General features: G+C 73.0%; 12 protein-coding genes, 1 pseudogene and 1 riboswitch. Of the genes and pseudogenes, 8 read left to right on the top strand and 5 right to left on the bottom strand.

Annotated features, from left to right (window positions below; genetic code table 11):
• The first annotated feature begins 31 nt into the window (after positions 1-31).
• A complete protein-coding gene (locus tag IPK37_03920; protein QQS01592.1) occupies positions 32-1,021 on the top strand; it encodes an NAD-dependent epimerase/dehydratase family protein in 990 nt (329 codons plus the stop codon).
• A gap of 102 nt (positions 1,022-1,123) precedes the next feature.
• Here IPK37_03920 and IPK37_03915 read toward each other — a convergent pair whose 3' ends face one another.
• Positions 1,124-1,459, bottom strand: coding sequence for a hypothetical protein (locus IPK37_03915; protein ID QQS01591.1), 336 nt, complete (start codon positions 1,457-1,459; stop codon positions 1,124-1,126).
• Positions 1,460-1,762: 303 nt separating this feature from the next.
• Here IPK37_03915 and IPK37_03910 point away from each other — a divergent pair, with 303 nt between their 5' ends.
• Positions 1,763-1,915 carry a hypothetical protein gene (locus IPK37_03910; GenBank protein ID QQS01590.1) on the top strand — a complete coding sequence of 51 codons (153 nt, stop codon included), beginning with the start codon at positions 1,763-1,765 and terminating at the stop codon, positions 1,913-1,915.
• Between the two features lie 13 nt (positions 1,916-1,928).
• Here IPK37_03910 and ilvD read toward each other — a convergent pair whose 3' ends face one another.
• A complete protein-coding gene (gene ilvD, locus IPK37_03905) occupies positions 1,929-3,773 on the bottom strand; it encodes a dihydroxy-acid dehydratase (protein ID QQS01589.1) in 1,845 nt (614 codons plus the stop codon).
• A 552-nt stretch (positions 3,774-4,325) separates the two neighbouring features.
• On the opposite strand from ilvD, the gene IPK37_03900 reads away from it, so the two are divergent.
• Positions 4,326-6,494 (top strand): DUF222 domain-containing protein, encoded by a 2,169-nt coding sequence (locus IPK37_03900; GenBank protein QQS01588.1) that lies wholly within the window; start codon positions 4,326-4,328, stop codon positions 6,492-6,494.
• A gap of 152 nt (positions 6,495-6,646) precedes the next feature.
• Here the strand turns inward: IPK37_03900 and IPK37_03895 are convergent, their stop codons facing one another.
• The 3 genes from IPK37_03895 to IPK37_03885 all read right to left on the bottom strand — a co-directional run bounded on the left by IPK37_03895 (position 6,647) and on the right by IPK37_03885 (position 9,717).
• Positions 6,647-7,495 (bottom strand): polysaccharide deacetylase family protein, encoded by an 849-nt coding sequence (locus tag IPK37_03895; GenBank protein QQS01587.1) that lies wholly within the window; start codon positions 7,493-7,495, stop codon positions 6,647-6,649.
• A 121-nt stretch (positions 7,496-7,616) separates the two neighbouring features.
• Positions 7,617-8,702 carry an MFS transporter gene (locus IPK37_03890; protein QQS01586.1) on the bottom strand — a complete coding sequence of 362 codons (1,086 nt, stop codon included), beginning with the start codon at positions 8,700-8,702 and terminating at the stop codon, positions 7,617-7,619.
• A 160-nt stretch (positions 8,703-8,862) separates the two neighbouring features.
• Entirely contained in the window at positions 8,863-9,717 is an 855-nt protein-coding gene (locus IPK37_03885; protein ID QQS01585.1) for a fumarylacetoacetate hydrolase family protein, read from the bottom strand.
• A gap of 111 nt (positions 9,718-9,828) precedes the next feature.
• On the opposite strand from IPK37_03885, the gene IPK37_03880 reads away from it, so the two are divergent.
• The 5 genes and pseudogenes from IPK37_03880 to cbiE all read left to right on the top strand — a co-directional run bounded on the left by IPK37_03880 (position 9,829) and on the right by cbiE (position 15,121).
• Positions 9,829-10,839: a cobalamin biosynthesis protein gene (locus tag IPK37_03880; GenBank protein QQS01584.1), complete on the top strand. Its 1,011-nt coding sequence runs from the start codon at positions 9,829-9,831 to the stop codon at positions 10,837-10,839.
• Positions 10,836-12,338 (top strand): cobyric acid synthase, encoded by a 1,503-nt coding sequence (locus IPK37_03875; GenBank protein QQS01583.1) that lies wholly within the window; start codon positions 10,836-10,838, stop codon positions 12,336-12,338. The genes IPK37_03880 and IPK37_03875 overlap by 4 nt, the downstream gene beginning before the upstream one ends.
• Positions 12,339-12,563: 225 nt before the next feature.
• Positions 12,564-12,734, top strand: a riboswitch (cobalamin riboswitch).
• Positions 12,735-12,762: 28 nt separating this feature from the next.
• Positions 12,763-13,608, top strand: coding sequence for a precorrin-2 C(20)-methyltransferase (cobI, locus tag IPK37_03870; GenBank protein QQS01582.1), 846 nt, complete (start codon positions 12,763-12,765; stop codon positions 13,606-13,608).
• Positions 13,557-14,495, top strand: a complete 939-nt coding sequence (cobM, locus tag IPK37_03865) for a precorrin-4 C(11)-methyltransferase (protein ID QQS02656.1) — start codon at positions 13,557-13,559, stop codon at positions 14,493-14,495. The genes cobI and cobM overlap by 52 nt, the downstream gene beginning before the upstream one ends.
• Positions 14,492-15,121: pseudogene (cbiE, locus tag IPK37_03860) on the top strand (precorrin-6y C5,15-methyltransferase (decarboxylating) subunit CbiE). The gene cobM and the pseudogene cbiE overlap by 4 nt, the downstream one beginning before the upstream one ends.
• The last annotated feature ends 345 nt before the right edge of the window (positions 15,122-15,466 follow it).

The raw sequence follows: 15,466 nt of genomic DNA, 5'->3' as shown, positions 1-15,466 counted from the left end.
GAGCCGCCCACCCCACCGAAAGGACCTGACGATGCGCATCGTGATCACCGGCGGCCATGGGTTCATCGGCACCCGGCTCGCCCGAGAGCTGGTGGCCCGGGGCCACCTGTCCGGCCGGACGATCGAGCGGCTGGTCCTGGCCGATCTGGTCGAACCGGAGGGCCACCCGTTTGCGGGGATGCCCGGCGTGCGCACCGTGCCCGGCGATCTCGCGGACACCCTGCCGGAGCTATTCGCCGAGCCCGTGGACGCCGTCTTCCACCTCGCGTCGGCCGTCTCGGCCGAGTGCGAACGCGACCTCGACCTGGGTCTGCGCGTCAACCTGGACGCCCCCCGGGCGGCGCTGGACGCCGCGCGTCGCCAGCACGCCGCGGGCGGCCCGCTGACGACGCTGGTGTTCTCCTCGTCGGTGGCCGTATACGGGTCGGTCCCGGCGTTGCCCCTGCCGGAGGTCGTCTCGGAGGCGACGCTGCCCACGCCCCAGTCGAGCTACGGGGCGCAGAAGTTCGCCTGCGAGCAGCTCATCGCCGACTACACCCGCCGGGGTCACGTCGACGGGCGGATCGCCCGACTCATGACGGTCGCGGTGCGCCCCGGCCGGCCGAACGCCGCGGCCTCCAGCTTCGTCTCGGGCATCATCCGCGAGCCGCTGGCCGGCGTGGTGGCGCCGTGCCCGGTGGGCCCCGACGTACGGTTGGCGATCGCCTCCCCCGGACGGGCCGTCGCGGGGTTGCTCGCCCTCGCGGAGGGCCCGGTCGTTGGCCGCCTGCCCGTCAACCTTCCGGCGCTCACGGTCACCGTCGGCGAGATGATTGCGGCCCTGCGCGCCGTCGGCGGCGAGGCCGCGGCGGCGCTCGTCCGGCCCGAGCCGGATCCGCGGATAGAGGCGATCGTGGCCTCCTGGCCGGCGCGGTTCGACAACGCCAGGGCGGCTGCGCTCGGCCTGGCGCCGGATCCGGACGTGGCCAGCATCATCCGCCAGTACCTGGCCGAGCACCCGGACGCCGTCCACCTGCCGTAACCGCGTTCGCTGCCGGTCCTGGCACCGGCCGGGGGTGTCGTGGCGACGTCCCGATGCTGCTCAGGTTGCCGTCAGGAGACTGAGAGAAACAGCGCCCACCCGTTACGGTGGAGTGCTCCCAGCGTCGGGTCGCTCCGGCGCGCCAGGGTAAGGGAGCTTCTCGGAGGGGGAAGTCATGTCAGCAGTACGTCCTCGCACCGCCGCGCCCATCGCCATCGCGGCCGCCGCCTTGGCCCTGTCCGCGTGCGGCGGATCGGGCAACACCAGCGCCACCCTGCCGGTCGGCACCGGCTCCTCGGGCGACGGCAGCTCGTCATCCTCGCCTTCCTCGCCTTCCTCGCCTTCCTCGGCTTCCTCGTCGTCCAAGTCCACCAGCGTCGACCCCACCGCGCCGATCACGCTGGGCGACCCCAAGGCCGCGATCACCGCGCCCGGCACCGCGCTCAGGGTGGGCCAGCCGGCGACCCTGGTCGCGGAGTCCGGCAAGAAGGGCGACAAGTACTACACCAAGGCCATCTACAAGGTGACCGTGACCGACATCAGGCAGGGCACCAACGCGGACTTCGCCACCTTCAAGAACAAGGACGAATTTGTCGGCGTGACCCCGTGGTACATCGAGTCGACCAACGAGATCGTCTACTGGGAGGGCAGCCCCTACGGGTCACCCAGCCTGTCGTTATCCGGCGTGGTCGCCGACGGTCGCAAGGCCGGCTGGGTGTCGGCCTTCGGCGGGTTCGACAAGTGCAGTGCACCTCGTTCAAGATCCGCGAGGTGGGCGAGAAGTCGAAGCCCTGCACGATCGCCGCGACCAAGGGCGAGGCGGTCACGGGGGCCCGCTACGAGGGCGACAGCACCAGCGACTACTACAAGGCGCCGGTGGTCTGGCAGAAGTAGCTGAGCGGGCGGGTCAGGGCACCAGCCGGGCGGCGCCCTTGTCCGCCGACTGAGCGTATTGGGCGAAGATCCGCAGCGCGGCCGACACCTTCCGATCGCGCTGAGCCGGGCGCCAGCCCGTGGCGTCCTGTTCGGCGCGGCGGCGGGCCAACTCCTCGTCGGACACCTCGACCCGCACGGTGCGGTTCGGGATGTCGAAGGAGATGACGTCGCCGTCGCGGACGAGCCCGATGGCGCCACCCGACGCGGCCTCGGGGGAGACGTGTCCGACAGAAAGGCCGGAGGATCCCCCGGAGAAGCGGCCGTCGGTGATGAGCGCGCACTGCGGCCCGAGACCGACGCCCTTGAGGTAGCTGGTCGGGTACAGCATCTCCTGCATGCCCGGGCCGCCCTTGGGGCCCTCGTAGCGCACGACGACGACGTCGCCGGCCACGATCTTGCCGCCGAGGATCATGTCCACGGCCTCGTCCTGGGACTCGGCGACCTTGGCGGGACCGGAGAAGGTCCACTGGTGCTCGGGGACGCCGGCCGTCTTGACCACGCAGCCGTCGGGGGCCAGGTTGCCGTGCAGGATCGCCAGGCCGCCCTCCGCCGTGTAGGCGTGCTCGACGTCGCGGATGCAGCCGTTCGCGGCGTCGGTGTCCAGGGACTCCCAGCGGTTGGTGGAGGAGAACGGCTCGGTGGTCCGTACGCCGCCCGGGGCGGCCCGGTAGAGCTCGAGTGCCGCGGCGCTCGGCGTACCGCCTCGCACGTCCCACTCGGCCAGCCATTCCCGCAGCGATCGCGCGTGCACCGCGTGGACGGACTCGTCGAGCATACCGCCGCGCGCCAGCTCGCCCATGATGGCGACGATCCCGCCGGCGCGGTGGACGTCTTCCATGTAGTAGTCGTGGGTGTTGGGCGCGACTTTGCACAAGCACGGCGTACGCCGGGAGAGGGCGTCGATGTCCGTCTGGTTGAAGTCGACGCCGGCCTCCTGGGCGGCGGCCAGCAGGTGCAGCACCGTGTTGGTCGAGCCGCCCATCGCGCAGTCGACGCGCATGGCGTTCTCGAAGGCGGCCTTGCTCGCGATCGCCCGGGGCAGGGCCGAGGCGTCGTCCTCGTCGTAGTAGCGGCGGCACAGGTCCACGGCGAGGGCGCCGGCCCGCTCGAACAGTCCCCGGCGGGCCGCGGAGGTCGCAAGGGTCGAGCCATTGCCCGGCAGGCCAAGGCCGATGACTTCGACGAGGCAGTTCATCGAGTTGGCGGTGAACATGCCCGAACAGGACCCACAGGTCGGGCAGGCCGAGCGCTCGACCGTCTCGATGGTGGCGTCGGAGACGTTCTTGTCGACGGCCTGGATCATCGCGTCGATGAGGTCGAGGCGGGTCGGCTTGCTGGCGACGCCGTCGGTGATGACGGCCTTGCCGGCCTCCATGGGGCCGCCGGAGACGAAGACCGCGGGGATGTTGAGGCGCAGCGCGGCGAGCAGCATTCCGGGCGTGATCTTGTCGCAGTTGGAGATGCAGACCAGGGCGTCGGCCTGGTGGGCGTTGACCATGTATTCGACGCTGTCCGCGATGATCTCGCGGCTCGGCAGGCTGTAGAGCATCCCGTCGTGGCCCATCGCGATGCCGTCGTCGATGGCGATCGTGTCGAACTCGCGGCCCACGCCGCCGGCCGCCGCGATGGCCTCGGAGACGATGGCGCCCATGTCCTTGAGGTGCACGTGGCCCGGGACGAACTGGGTGTAGCTGTTGACGACGGCGATGATCGGCTTGTCGAAGTCGTCCTCGCCCATGCCGGTCGCGCGCCACAGGGCGCGGGCGCCGGCCATGTTGCGACCTTGGGTGGTGGTGCGGGAGCGCAGCTGCGGCATGACGCGACCTCGTCAGGGGAGGGGACCGGAACAGGCCCCCAGGCTAGCCCGAGCCGTAGCCACCTGCCCGGGCGGGTTTGGATCCCGCCCCTCGCGCCTCCACTCGGTGCCACCCCCGCCACCACTCGTTGCCTCCCCGCCCGCTCCACCGCGGCTTTGCCGCCCCGCCCGTTGCCGCGCCGCCTCTTGTCGCGCCGCCCGTTGCCACCGTGCCGTTGCGGCCGCGGCCACTCCACCCCGGCTTTGCCGCCCCGCCCGTTTCCGCGCCGCCGGGGCCGCCGGGGCCGTTGCCGCGCCGCCTTTTGCCGCCGGGGCCGTTGCCAAAATGGGACCCGCCCTGCCGGCCAGCAGAGGAGAGACGCCGTGGCCGCGCGCTTGTTGCGCCTCGCCCGCACGTTGACCTGCGCCCTGACGCCCAGAGCAGCGCTGGTAGCTCAACGTCGTCAGGCCAACGGCAACTCGCTCCGTAGGCCTCAACGAGGAGGTCATTAGCGTCGAAAAAAGTTGCTATAAGAGATGGCAGGAGTCGTACAGCAGTGCTGTTCTAGACGCATGGCGGCCACCTCGATACGGGAGACCCCGCCGGGAGTGGCCTGCCCTGAGTCCGTTTGCTTAGAGGCGGAGTCGCGCGCGGCACAGCTCGCCGGCGAACTGAATCGTTGGCATGCGCAGCTCGTTGGACTGACGGCCGACGCGATCTCCAGCAAAGCGTGGTTCGGCGTGGGTATCAAGTCCGTCGAGCATTGGCTGATGCTGCGCGTGGGACTCGATCGGGGCCGGGCTCGGCAGGTCACACTGGTGGCTCGTCGGCGTGACGAACTGCCCGCGACGATGAGGCACTTCGGTGCCGGCCAGCTGTCGATGGAGCAGGTCCTGGCGATTGCCAGGCGGGTTCCTTCAGCCTACGAAGAGGCCGTGGCTTCGCTGGCGCTCCACGCGACCGTGCCCCAGATCGTGCGCGCCACGGCGCGCTACCCGTTCCCTGCAGACGAAGCGCCCTGCCCGCCCGGTGCGAGCGACACGGGATCACACTCCGGCGCCGCCATGGGGTTGCGCTCCGAGGCCACCGCCCCGCCGGTGCGCACGCAGCCGGACACCCAGGGGGCGGCCAGTGAAGCAAAGGGGGCCACTGATGCGAGCGAAGCGACTGAAGCAATTGAAGCCAGCGAGCCACTCGCGGCACCGACCGATCGCATAGATATGGAAAATCGGGAGAGAGATACGGTTGGTGCTGACGCGGTGGGGTCGTCCGAGGCAGCAGCATCACCGGCGACGTTCGCGCACGGCGAGGGCGCCGGGGCGGGATCCCGCGAGCCGGACGCACCTCCTCGGCTTCAGATGGGCCTGGACGAGGATGGTCGCTTCCGGTTGCGCTACGACGCGCCGGCCCACATCGGCGCGCTGGTGGAGGCCGCCCTGCGCGAGGGCAAGGACCGGCTCTTCCATCTTCGCCCCGATCATGCCGACCATGCCGACGAGGCCGACCAGATCCACGGTGGCCAGCAGGCCCACAAGACCGATCGCGCTCGCGGCACCGGTGGTTTCGGCTCTTGCGCGCGGGTCGACGAGACCCAGTGCGCCTGCGGCGCCGGCGAATTCGGCCCTGGCGCGCGTGTTGGGCGTGCCGACCTTGGCGCGAACCTCGCCACGTCAGCGCGTTCCGGGAGTGAGCCGACCGCGGACGGCCCCCCAACGCACGGGGATGTCGGTGACCACGGCGCCTCAGATGCTGGTGTCGGCGACGTCTGCGCGGGCAAGATTGACGACGATTCGGCCGATCGGACGGGGAGTCCGGCTCCAGGAGAGTGGCCCGCCGAAGGTGCTGGCCGAGTGCGAGCCCAGCGCGCGAACGAGGCAGGAAGCCCAGCATGGGCCGAGTGGTGCCCCGAGGTCCCACGTCCAGGCTTCTGCGGGGGCGATGATCTGACGGCGTCGCTGCGACATGTTGAGGGGATGCCCTATCAACCCACCCTCGCCGACGCGCTGACGGCCCTGTGCGTCGAAGCTGTCGCGGGGCGATCCTCCGCCAGTCGGCGCGACCGATACCGGGTGCTCGTGCACCTCGACACGGAAGGCGCGTGGCTGAACGCTGGGCCACGCCTGCCCGGTCCGGCGCGAGACGCGCTCACCTGCGACGGGGTTCTGACGCCCGTCTGGGAGACCCAAGGCGCCCCGACCAACCTGGGCCGGAGTCAGCGCATCGTGCCCCACCGGGTCAAGGCCCTCATTGCCGACCGGGACCGCGGCTGCCGCGCCCCCGGCTGCCCGCAGGCCGACTCCAGCAGCGGTCACGTGGAGGCACATCACATCGTCCACTGGCTCGACGGCGGCCGCACCGACCTCGACAACCTCGTCTCGCTGTGTCCGTTCCACCACGACCGGCACCACGAAGGACACTTCGCGATCTCCGGCAACCCCAACCTGCCCGACGGCGGCCCAGGCGGTCTGCAGTTCCTGACCCGCGGAGGCTGCCCCATCACCGCCAGCCCGCCGGCCCCCGCGCCTTCGCCGCTGGGCCTGACCGGGCTGACCGGCGTCCCTGTCCTCCCCGGCGCCCTCGGCGTCGCCGGCGTCGCCGGCGTTCCAGGCTTCAACGGAGTCAGGGGCGCCGACGTCGATCTCGCCGGCGTCCCCTATGACGGCCCGAGTGGCTACCCCCTGGATCGCTCGGCCGTGTACTTCTGGCCGCGTCATGACCCGGACACCGACACGGCGGCCTGATCGGCTCTGATGACGCGTTTCAGATGGGCCCGGTCTTGGCGCCATTGCGGGAGGCCGGGCGCCCGTCACCTGTGTAGGCGCCCAGCTGCGGGTGCGCACGCTGAGAAAGCGCATCTGCTGCAAGCGCGCACCTGCCTAGAGGCGTGCACCTGCTACAGGCAGTGGGGCAGCGCGCGGAAGGCAAATCCGCGGCCCGCCAGCGTGGAAAGGATCGTGCGGAGCGCGGCGACGCTCTGAGAGCGATCGCCGCCCCCGTCGTGCATGAGCACGATGCTGCCGTCTCGGGTGTTCGCGAGGACGGTCGACGCGATGGCCCCGGCGCCTGGCCGGCGCCAGTCCTGCGGATCGACGCTCCACATCACCACGCTCTGGCCCTGTTGCGCCGCGACGGACCGCACCCGGCCGTCGATGAAGCCGCCCGGCGGCCGCAGGCATCGGGTTCCCCCGAGCGCGGTCGAGGCGGAGCTGATCTCGCCGGCGATGGCGGTGTTGGACAGGCCCGTGAGCCACGGGTGGGAGTAGGTGTGGTTGCCGACGGCGTGGCCGCCGGCCCGCACGGCGGCGACGAGGCCGGGGTTGGCCTGTGCCTGCCGTCCGATCATGAAGAACGTGGCCTGCGCGTGGTATTCCGCCAGGGCGGCGAGCACCTGAGCCGTGAACGAGGGTCCGGGACCGTGGTCGAACGTCAGGTACACGGTGGCCGTCGTCGCCGGGGGTGGCTCCGGGGGCACCGGCAGCGGGGCGCGATGCCCGGGCCGGTTGGCTTCGGCGTCGGTGGGCGCGCGGTCCACGCGGGCGGGTGGCTGGGTCGGGCGCGTGGTGCCGCCGGAACCCGGAGTGCTCGCCACGGCGGGGGTGACGGTCGCGGCGAGCGTGGCGTTCGCAGTAGCGGCGGCGGGCGTGGTGGTCGCGGCGGTGGCAGTGGCGGCGCCTGTCGCGACGCACGCGACGGTGGCGAGCGCGCTCAGGAGCGCGCGCAGGTGGAGCTGGTAACGAGGCATGACTGTCCCCCGAACGAGCCGCAGCGTCCGTGCCGCGCACCAGCCCCTTGATCGGCGTCTTGGACGCTCGTTCGAGGATTTCCAGCCCGCGATTCCCGAGCGCGACCTCAGACCGCCTCGCTCAAGACGACGCGCTGGGCGAGGACGCCTGCCGAGGAATCCGGGTGCCCGCCACGAGCGCCCCGACGAGCGCGACCGCGCCGACGGCGATGCAGGTGAGCTGGGGGTGGACCTGGTACGCCGGGACGGCCACGGGGAACACCGCCCCGCCGAGGAACTGCATCGACAGAGCGAAGCTCGTGGCGCCGGCGGGGTTGGCCGGCGTGGAGCGCACCGCCAACGACTGGGCGGTCACCCGGGAGCCGGTGTTCCCGATGCCGGCGAGGAAGGTGACCAGCACCAGCAGCCACAGCCACGGGGCCACCGCGGCGGTCGCGATGCCGAGTCCCAGCAGCGCCATGGCTCCCGCTCCCACGACGCGCAGCCCGTACCGGTCGGCCAGCCGGCCGGTGAGCGTGCCCGTCAGCAGCCCCGCCACCCCGAATCCGGCCGTGACCAGGCCGCGTTGCGCGGCGTCGAGCCCGAACCGGTCGTGCGCGAGGAGCGCGACCAGGATGCCCACGCCCGTGGCCGTGAACTGGAGGCAGAACCCGATGACGCAGGTCCGCGCGAGCTCGCGGTTGCGCAGCGCGGCCCACTTCTCGCGTTCGGTCGCCGCGCCGGACGCCGGTACGGCGTGCGTGGTCGGCATCAGCGCCGCCAGGGCCAGCGCGACCGCCGCGGCGGCGCCGAAGGCCAACCGATAGTCGACGGCCGCGGCCGCGCCACCGATGACGGGCGCGAAAGCCGTGCCGCTGGCCTGCATGCTTGCGAAGATGCCCATCGCGCGGCCGCGCCGCTCCGGCGGAGTCAGGGCCGCCAGCATGGCGATGAGCAGCGGTGTCGTGAAGGCGTTGGATAGGCCCTGGAAGGCCCGACCGGCGAGGAACGGGGGCAGCGCCGTCGCGAAGACGCCCACCAGGGACGATGCCGCGTAGGCCACGAACGCCGTACGCACCACGCGCGCCTGCCCCCAGCGCGAGGCGAGGGTCCCCGAGAAGAGGAGCGCCGCCGCGAACGGGACCATGAACCAGCTCACCGCCAGCGACGCCCCCGAGATCGTCGTGCCGAGCCCGTCGGCGAGCTCCGGCAGCATCACCCCGGTCATCGCGCCGGCGAAGGGCCCGAGGAACCCACCAGCGTACAGGGGCCACAATCGCGGCGCGGCGCCCCGCCCGGCATCCCCAGCATCTCCGACCGGGTCGGCCGGGTGGACCGGGTCCCCGGGCTCGGCCGGCTGGGCAGGTTCGGCCGGCGGCACTACCGCCTCACGGGACGTCGGGCGCGATGAGCTCGCAGCGCTGCTGCCCGAGCCCGTCGATGAACATCTCCATCACGTCGCCGGCCTGGAGGTAGGGGTACTTGCCCGACATGGCCACGCCCTGCGGCGTACCGGTGCTGACCACGTCGCCGGGCGAGAGCGTCATGACCTGGGACAGGTCCCGGATCAGGGTCGCCACCGAGAAGATCATGTCGGCGGTCGATGAGTCCTGGCGGGTCTCTCCGTTGACGGTGCTGCGCAGGTGCAGGTCTTGGGGGTCGGCGATCTCGTCGACCGCGAGCCACGGGCCGAGCGGGAAGAAGTCGGGGCAGCACTTGCCCTTGCTCCACTGCCCGCCCGAGATCTTGCGTTGGAAGTCGCGCTCGGACACGTCGTTGGCCAGGGCATAACCGGCCACGCACGCCAGCGCGGCCTCGTCGCTGTCGAGGTAGCTGGCCCCGCGGCCGATGACCACGGCCAGCTCTACCTCCCAGTCGACGGACTGCGCGCCGCGGGGGACGCGCACGTCGTCGTGGGGCCCGCGCAGCGTATTCGGGTGCTTGAGGAAGACGATCGGGTGCTGCGGCGGTGCGCTGCCGGACTCGGCGGCGTGCGCGGCGTAATTCTGACCGATGCAGATGATCGCCTGCGGGGTCGCGATCGGGGCGCCGATGCGCTGACCAGCGATGTCCCGCTGCTGCAGCCGCCGTGCGCCGAGGTCCGCGCGCAGCCGCTCCAGGCCGTCGGCGCCGAAGAAGGTGGGGTCGAAGTCGCCGTACGCCGAGGCGTCGTACCAGGTCTGCCCGTCCTCGCTGACCACGGGCTGTTCCTCGCCGACCGCCCCGACCCGCATCAGCCGCATGAGCTCGCCCCTCCGTCGCTGCGCGGCGCCCCCCGGTGGGCCACCTGCGCGTCCGAGACTAGCGAGTCGACCCCGGACCTGCGCGGCCGACGCTCTGCTAGCGTCGCCGCCGTGCCCGTCTCGCCCCTGCTCAGCCGCGCCGCAGGGGTGGCGCTGGGCGTGGCGGCCGACGCCGTGTTCGCGGATCCGCGGCGATGGCACCCGGTGGCGGGCTTCGGGCGGTACGCCGCGTGGGTGGAGCGTCGTACGTACGGCGACTCGCGCTCCGCGGGCGCGGTTCACCTCGCCGTCTGTGTGGCTCCGGTGGTGCTGCTGGGCACGGCCGCGGAGCTGACCACCCGGGACCGGCCGGTCGCGCACGCGGCCGCGACGGCCCTGGCCACCTGGGCGGTCGTGGGCGCGGCGAGCCTGACGCGGGAGGGGGAGGCGATGGCCACGGCGCTGGCGGCCGGTGACCTCGCGGCGGCGCGGGATCGCTTGCCGCACCTGTGCGGTCGCGCACCCGACGGGCTCGGCGAACCCGAGCTGGCCCGCGCCACGGTGGAGTCGCTCGCCGAGAACGCCTCCGACGCGGTGGCCTGCCCCCTGGTGTGGGGGGCGGCGCTCGGCGTCCCCGGGCTGCTCGCGCACCGGGCGGTCAACACCCTCGATGCGATGGTGGGGCACCGGTCGCCGCGGTACGCGCGCTTCGGTACGGCGTCCGCCCGCTGCGACGACTTCATGGGGCTGCTGCCCGCCCGGTTGACCGGGGTCCTCGGGTGTGCGGCCGCGCCGCTGGTGGGTGGGGACGCCCGCGCCGCCGGGCGGGTGATGCTCCGGGACCACGCCGCCCACCCCAGCCCGAACGGGGGCTGGCCAGAGTCGGCCTGGGCCGGCGCCCTGGGGGTGCGGTTGGGCGGGGTCAACGTGTACGCCGGGCGGGTCGAGGAGCGGCCCAGGCTGGGATCGGGTGGGCCGACGGCCGCGCCCGACGTACGGCGGGCCGCCCAGCTGGTGACCATCGTGACGTGGCTGGGGACGGCGGCGGCGGTGGCGTGGTGCGCGGCCCGCGGAACGCGTCGTGGAGCTGGCCGCAAGCGGACCGCCGAATCTGGCTTCAAGCGACCTGGAGGTTCCCGGTGAGCGGCGTTTTGGTGTGCGGCACCTCGTCCGATGCGGGCAAGTCGCTCGTCGTAACCGGGCTGTGCCGGGCGGCGCGGCGGCGGGGGATCGACGTGGCGCCATACAAGGCCCAGAACATGTCGAACAACTCGATGGTCTGCGCAGACGGCGCCGAGATCGGGCGCGCGCAGTACCTGCAGGCGCTCGCGGCGCGGGTGGAGCCGACGTCGGCGATGAATCCCGTGCTGCTCAAGCCGGGGACGGACCGGCGGTCCTTCGTCGTACTGCGCGGCCGGCCGGGCGGGACGCTGGAGGCGGGGGAGTACGCGACTGGGCGACGGCATCTCGCGGAGGCGGCGTTCACGGCGTACGACGAGCTGGCGGCGGCCCACGAGCTGGTCGTGTGCGAGGGTGCCGGGTCGCCGGCGGAGATCAACCTGCGGGCCGGTGATTACGTCAATCTCGGTCTGGCGCAAGCGAAGTCGCTGCCCGTGGTGCTGGTGGGCGACATCGACCGAGGCGGTCAGCTGGCCTCCATCTACGGGCACTGGGCGATCCTGGACGACGCCGACCGAGCCCGCCTCGCAGGCTACGTCATCAACAAGTTCCGCGGCGACGTCGAGGTGTTGCGGCCTGGGCTGACCGAGCTCACCCGGCGCACTGGATTGCCCTGCCTGGGCGTGCTGCCCTGGGTCGACGGGGTCTGGCTCGACGGGGAGGACGCCCTCGAACTGGCGCGGTGGCGGGCGCACGGGGCGGGGCGGGCCGACGACGCCGAGAACCCCGAGGCCGAGGGCGTGCTGCGGGTCGCCGTCGTGGGGTTCCCGCGGACCTCGAACGCCACCGACGTGGACGCCCTGGCGCACGAGGCCGGGGTGGACGTGGTGGTGACCCGCGACGCGGACCGGGTTCGGGAAGCCGACCTCGTGGTGCTGCCGGGCTCGCGGTCCACGCTGGACGACCTGGCCTGGCTGCGGGCCAGCGGGATCGCCGACGCGGTGCTGGCGCGGGCCGCGGCGGGGCGGCCGGTGCTGGGGATCTGCGGCGGCTACCAGATGCTCGCCCGCGAGATCGGCGACGAGGGCGGGGTCGAGTCGGCGCGGGCGGCGGGGGCCGACGAGCCCACGCCGGGACTCGGGCTGCTGCCGGTCCACGTCGAGTTCGGGGCCGCCAAGATCCTGGGTCGACCCCGCGGCGCCTGGCGCGGACATGAGGTGGTCGGGTACGAGATCCACCACGGCATCTGCACGGTCGACGGGTCTCCTGATCGCGAGCCTGAGCCGTTCCTCGACGGCTGCCGCGTCGGCGCCGTCTGGGGAACGTTGTGGCACGGGGCGATGGAGAACGACGCCTTTCGACGGGCGTGGCTCACTGAGATCGCCCGCGCCTCGGGGAGCGGATGGCGGCCCCGCGACGGCGTACCGGGGTTCGCCGACCGCCGGGAGGCCATGATCGACGCGCTCGCGGACGCGGTGGAGACCCACCTCGACGTGCCGGCACTGCTCGCGCTGGCCCGGTGATCGCGAGTGAGCGTCACGCGGCGTTGGGTGGGGCGGGGATTCGAGGAGGTGGGCAGGCCGGGAGAGGGGTCTCTCAAGCGGGAAAAGCGTCTTTAGCTTGTTCGACCCCTCTCCCGGCCTGCCCTTCGGGTCGCCCTCCGGTCTTCGTGAGACTTCGGTGGGGGTTGGTTGCTTTCGACCCCACGCCCGGCCTGCGCTGGGATTGCCTCCGCCCGCCGTGGGGTGGCGGTGTGGCAGGATGACGGACGCGCCAGGAGCGGAGGAACACCGGTGAGCACGTCAGTGCGAGTCCGGGGCGGTCCCGCCACTGTGAGGGCGTACGTCGTGAGCTGCGGGGACCCAAGGTGCTTGCGACGTACTACCCGAGCCAGGAACTCCACCTGACGTCGGCGATTCGTTCGGGCGGTAGACCTGAGGAGGCCACGTGGACGCCACGACCCCACCCACGCCGGGAGCTGACCGAGCTGAACCTGCCGGCCCCGCAGCGCCATTCGCGCGCCGGCTGGTCGGCGTCGGCGTCGGCCCCGGAGACCCCGAGCTGGTGACGGTCAAGGCGGTCCGGGCTCTGGAGGCCGCCGACGTCGTGCTGGTCCCGGAGACCGAACGGTCCACCGCCCACGGACCGGGCAGTGCGAACGGGACGGGCGGGGCGGGTCGCGCCGAGCGGATCGTGCTGGGGTGCTGCCCGCAGGCCGCGCCGGCGCTGCGGCGGGTGCCGTTCAGCATGGCCGACCGCAGCGGGGTCACCGACCGCCGCCGCGAGGCCTGGGAGACGTCCGCGGCGGCGGCGCTCACGGCGTACGAATCCGGCGCCCACACCGTCGCCTTCGCCACCGTCGGCGACCCCAGCGTCTACTCGACGTTCTCCTATCTGGCGGCCACCGTGACCCGCGAGCTGCCGGACGTGCGCGTCGAAGTGATCCCGGGGATCACGGCCATGCAGGCGCTCGCGGCGGCGAGCCGGACCCCGCTGGTCGAAGGCACCGAGGTGCTCGCTCTGGTGCCCGTCACCGCGGGGCTAACGGCGCTCGACGACGCGCTGTCGAGCGCCGACACGGTGGTCGCATACAAGTCGGGGCGACGCATGCCCGAGGTCATCCGTCGACTCCGGGCGGCGGGCCGCGCGGACACGACGGTGGTCGGGACCGACGTCTCGCTGCCCGAAGAACGCCTGATCAACGTGGGCGAACTGGGCGAGGACGAGGCCGCGCCGTACTTCTGCACGGTCCTCTCCGCGCCCCTGCGCGAGCGGATCGGGGGACGGCTGTGACGGCCAGGGGGAGTGGGGCGGCTGGGGCGGCCGGGACGACGAGACCGGAGGGCAAGGTCGTCTTCGTCGGCGCCGGGCCGGGGGCCGCGGACCTGGTGACGGTGCGCGGGGCGCGGGTGATCGCCGAGGCGGACATCGTGATCTGGGCCTCCAGCCTGGTCCATCCCGGGATCGTCGCCGGCGCCCGGCCGGATGCTGAGGTCATCGACTCGGCCAGCGCGTCGCTGGAGGACCTGGAGCCGGTGCTCGTGCGGGCCCGCGACGAGGGGCTGCTCGTGGCGCGCGTGCACACCGGCGACCCCTCCATCTACGGCGCCACCGCCGAGCAGCGCGACCAGTGTGACCGGCTGGGGCTGGCGTACGAGACGGTGCCGGGCATCTCGGCGTACGCAGCCACCGCCGCCCGCTGCGACGTCGAGATCACCGTGCCCGAGGTCAGCCAGAGCTTCGTCCTGACCCGGTTGGAGGGCGGGCGAACGCCGATGCCGCCGCGCGAGAGCGTGGCGGGCTTCGCCGCGCACGGGACGACGATGGCGATCTACCTCTCGGCGGCGCGGCACCGGCAACTCCAGCAAGCGCTGCTGGACGGGGGGTACCCGCCGGACACGCCGTGCCTCGTCGGCTACCGGGTGACCTGGGAGGACGAGATGATCCTCCGGTGTCCGCTGGCGGAGCTGTCGACCACCATGCGGGACCGCAAGCTCTGGAAGCACACGATCGTCATGGTCGGGCCGGCCCTGGCCGAGGGCCCGATCGACGCCCGCAGCCACCTCTATCACCCCGGCTTCCGGCACGAGTACCGCCGGGCCGACCCCGCCGCCCAGGCCGACCTGCGGGCGCGGGGCGCGGTCGGGGTGGCTTCCGAGCACGGGGCGGGACCGGCGTGATCGAGGTCTACGGCTACCTGGGGTCGCCGGACGAGGGCGTACGTCGTGCCGTCGCGGCCGCCGGACGCGTCGTGGCGGGGACGCGCGCGCTGGAGGCGCTAAGCGTGCCCGCCGAACGCCGGATCGTGCTCGGCGGCGTGACGGCCGCGATCGAGGCGCTCACGGCGTACGAGGCGGCAGGCCGCCCGGACGGACCCGCGGCGGTCTTGGCCAGCGGCGACCCGCTGCTGTACGGCGTCGTGCGGCGGTTCCGGGCCGGCGGCCTGAGCTGCCGGGTCCACCCCGGGGTGTCGTCCATCGCGGCAGCCTTCGCGGCGGTCGGCCTGCCCTGGGACGACGCCCAGGTGGTGAGCGCCCACGGCCACGGCATGGCGCCGACCTGGGCCGCCTGCCGGGCGCTGGCGAAGGTGGGCATCCTCACCGCGCCCGGCCACGGGGTCCGCGAGATCGCCGGGGCGCTGGCGGACCTCACGCGCTGGTACGTCGTGGCCGAGCGACTCGGCGAGAGCGACGAACTCGTCCGGATCCTCGACGGACCCACCGCCCGGGACATCACCGACGTCGCCGAGCCGAACGTGGTCCTGGTGCTCGCCCACGAGCCGGGCTCGCCTGACGCGCTGGGCCAGGTCGGGCCGTACGCTGGGGGCCCGCGCGTGATCGCGCGAGAGCGAGGCGGGACGGATTCGGGGTCGGACTCAGGGGCGCCTGGGCGCCCGTCGATTCGCGGGGCGGCCGGGCGACAGAGCCCGGCGCTCGCGCAGGTGCTCGGCCGCTGGGTTCCTATCCTGGGAGACACGGTGTGGACCGCGGGGGAGCCGGCCGAACAGGTGGCCGCCTGGTGTGCCCGCACCGGAGCGGCGGTCGTCGACCTGGACGTGCTGCCCGCGGATGATGCGGACGGGTGGGAAGGCAGGGCCACTTCACGAGGCCCCGAGGGGCCGGGAGGGTCGGGCCGCCGCCTCGTCCCGGCG

It is taken from the genome of Austwickia sp., assembly GCA_016699675.1.
Lineage (GTDB): Bacteria > Actinomycetota > Actinomycetes > Actinomycetales > Dermatophilaceae > Austwickia.
Note: the sequence above shows the minus strand (reverse complement) of the source record. Positions and strands in the feature narration are given on the sequence as shown.

Bases quoted from the DNA above. Each gene is read 5' to 3' on its own strand.
- IPK37_03920 (QQS01592.1), top strand. From the start codon at position 32: ATGCGCATCGTGATCACCGGCGGCCATGGGTTCATCGGCACCCGGCTC.
- ilvD (QQS01589.1), bottom strand. From the start codon at position 3,773: ATGCCGCAGCTGCGCTCCCGCACCACCACCCAAGGTCGCAACATGGCC.
- IPK37_03900 (QQS01588.1), top strand. From the start codon at position 4,326: ATGGCGGCCACCTCGATACGGGAGACCCCGCCGGGAGTGGCCTGCCCT.
- IPK37_03895 (QQS01587.1), bottom strand. From the start codon at position 7,495: ATGCCTCGTTACCAGCTCCACCTGCGCGCGCTCCTGAGCGCGCTCGCC.
- IPK37_03890 (QQS01586.1), bottom strand. From the start codon at position 8,702: ATGACCGGGGTGATGCTGCCGGAGCTCGCCGACGGGCTCGGCACGACG.
- IPK37_03885 (QQS01585.1), bottom strand. From the start codon at position 9,717: ATGCGGCTGATGCGGGTCGGGGCGGTCGGCGAGGAACAGCCCGTGGTC.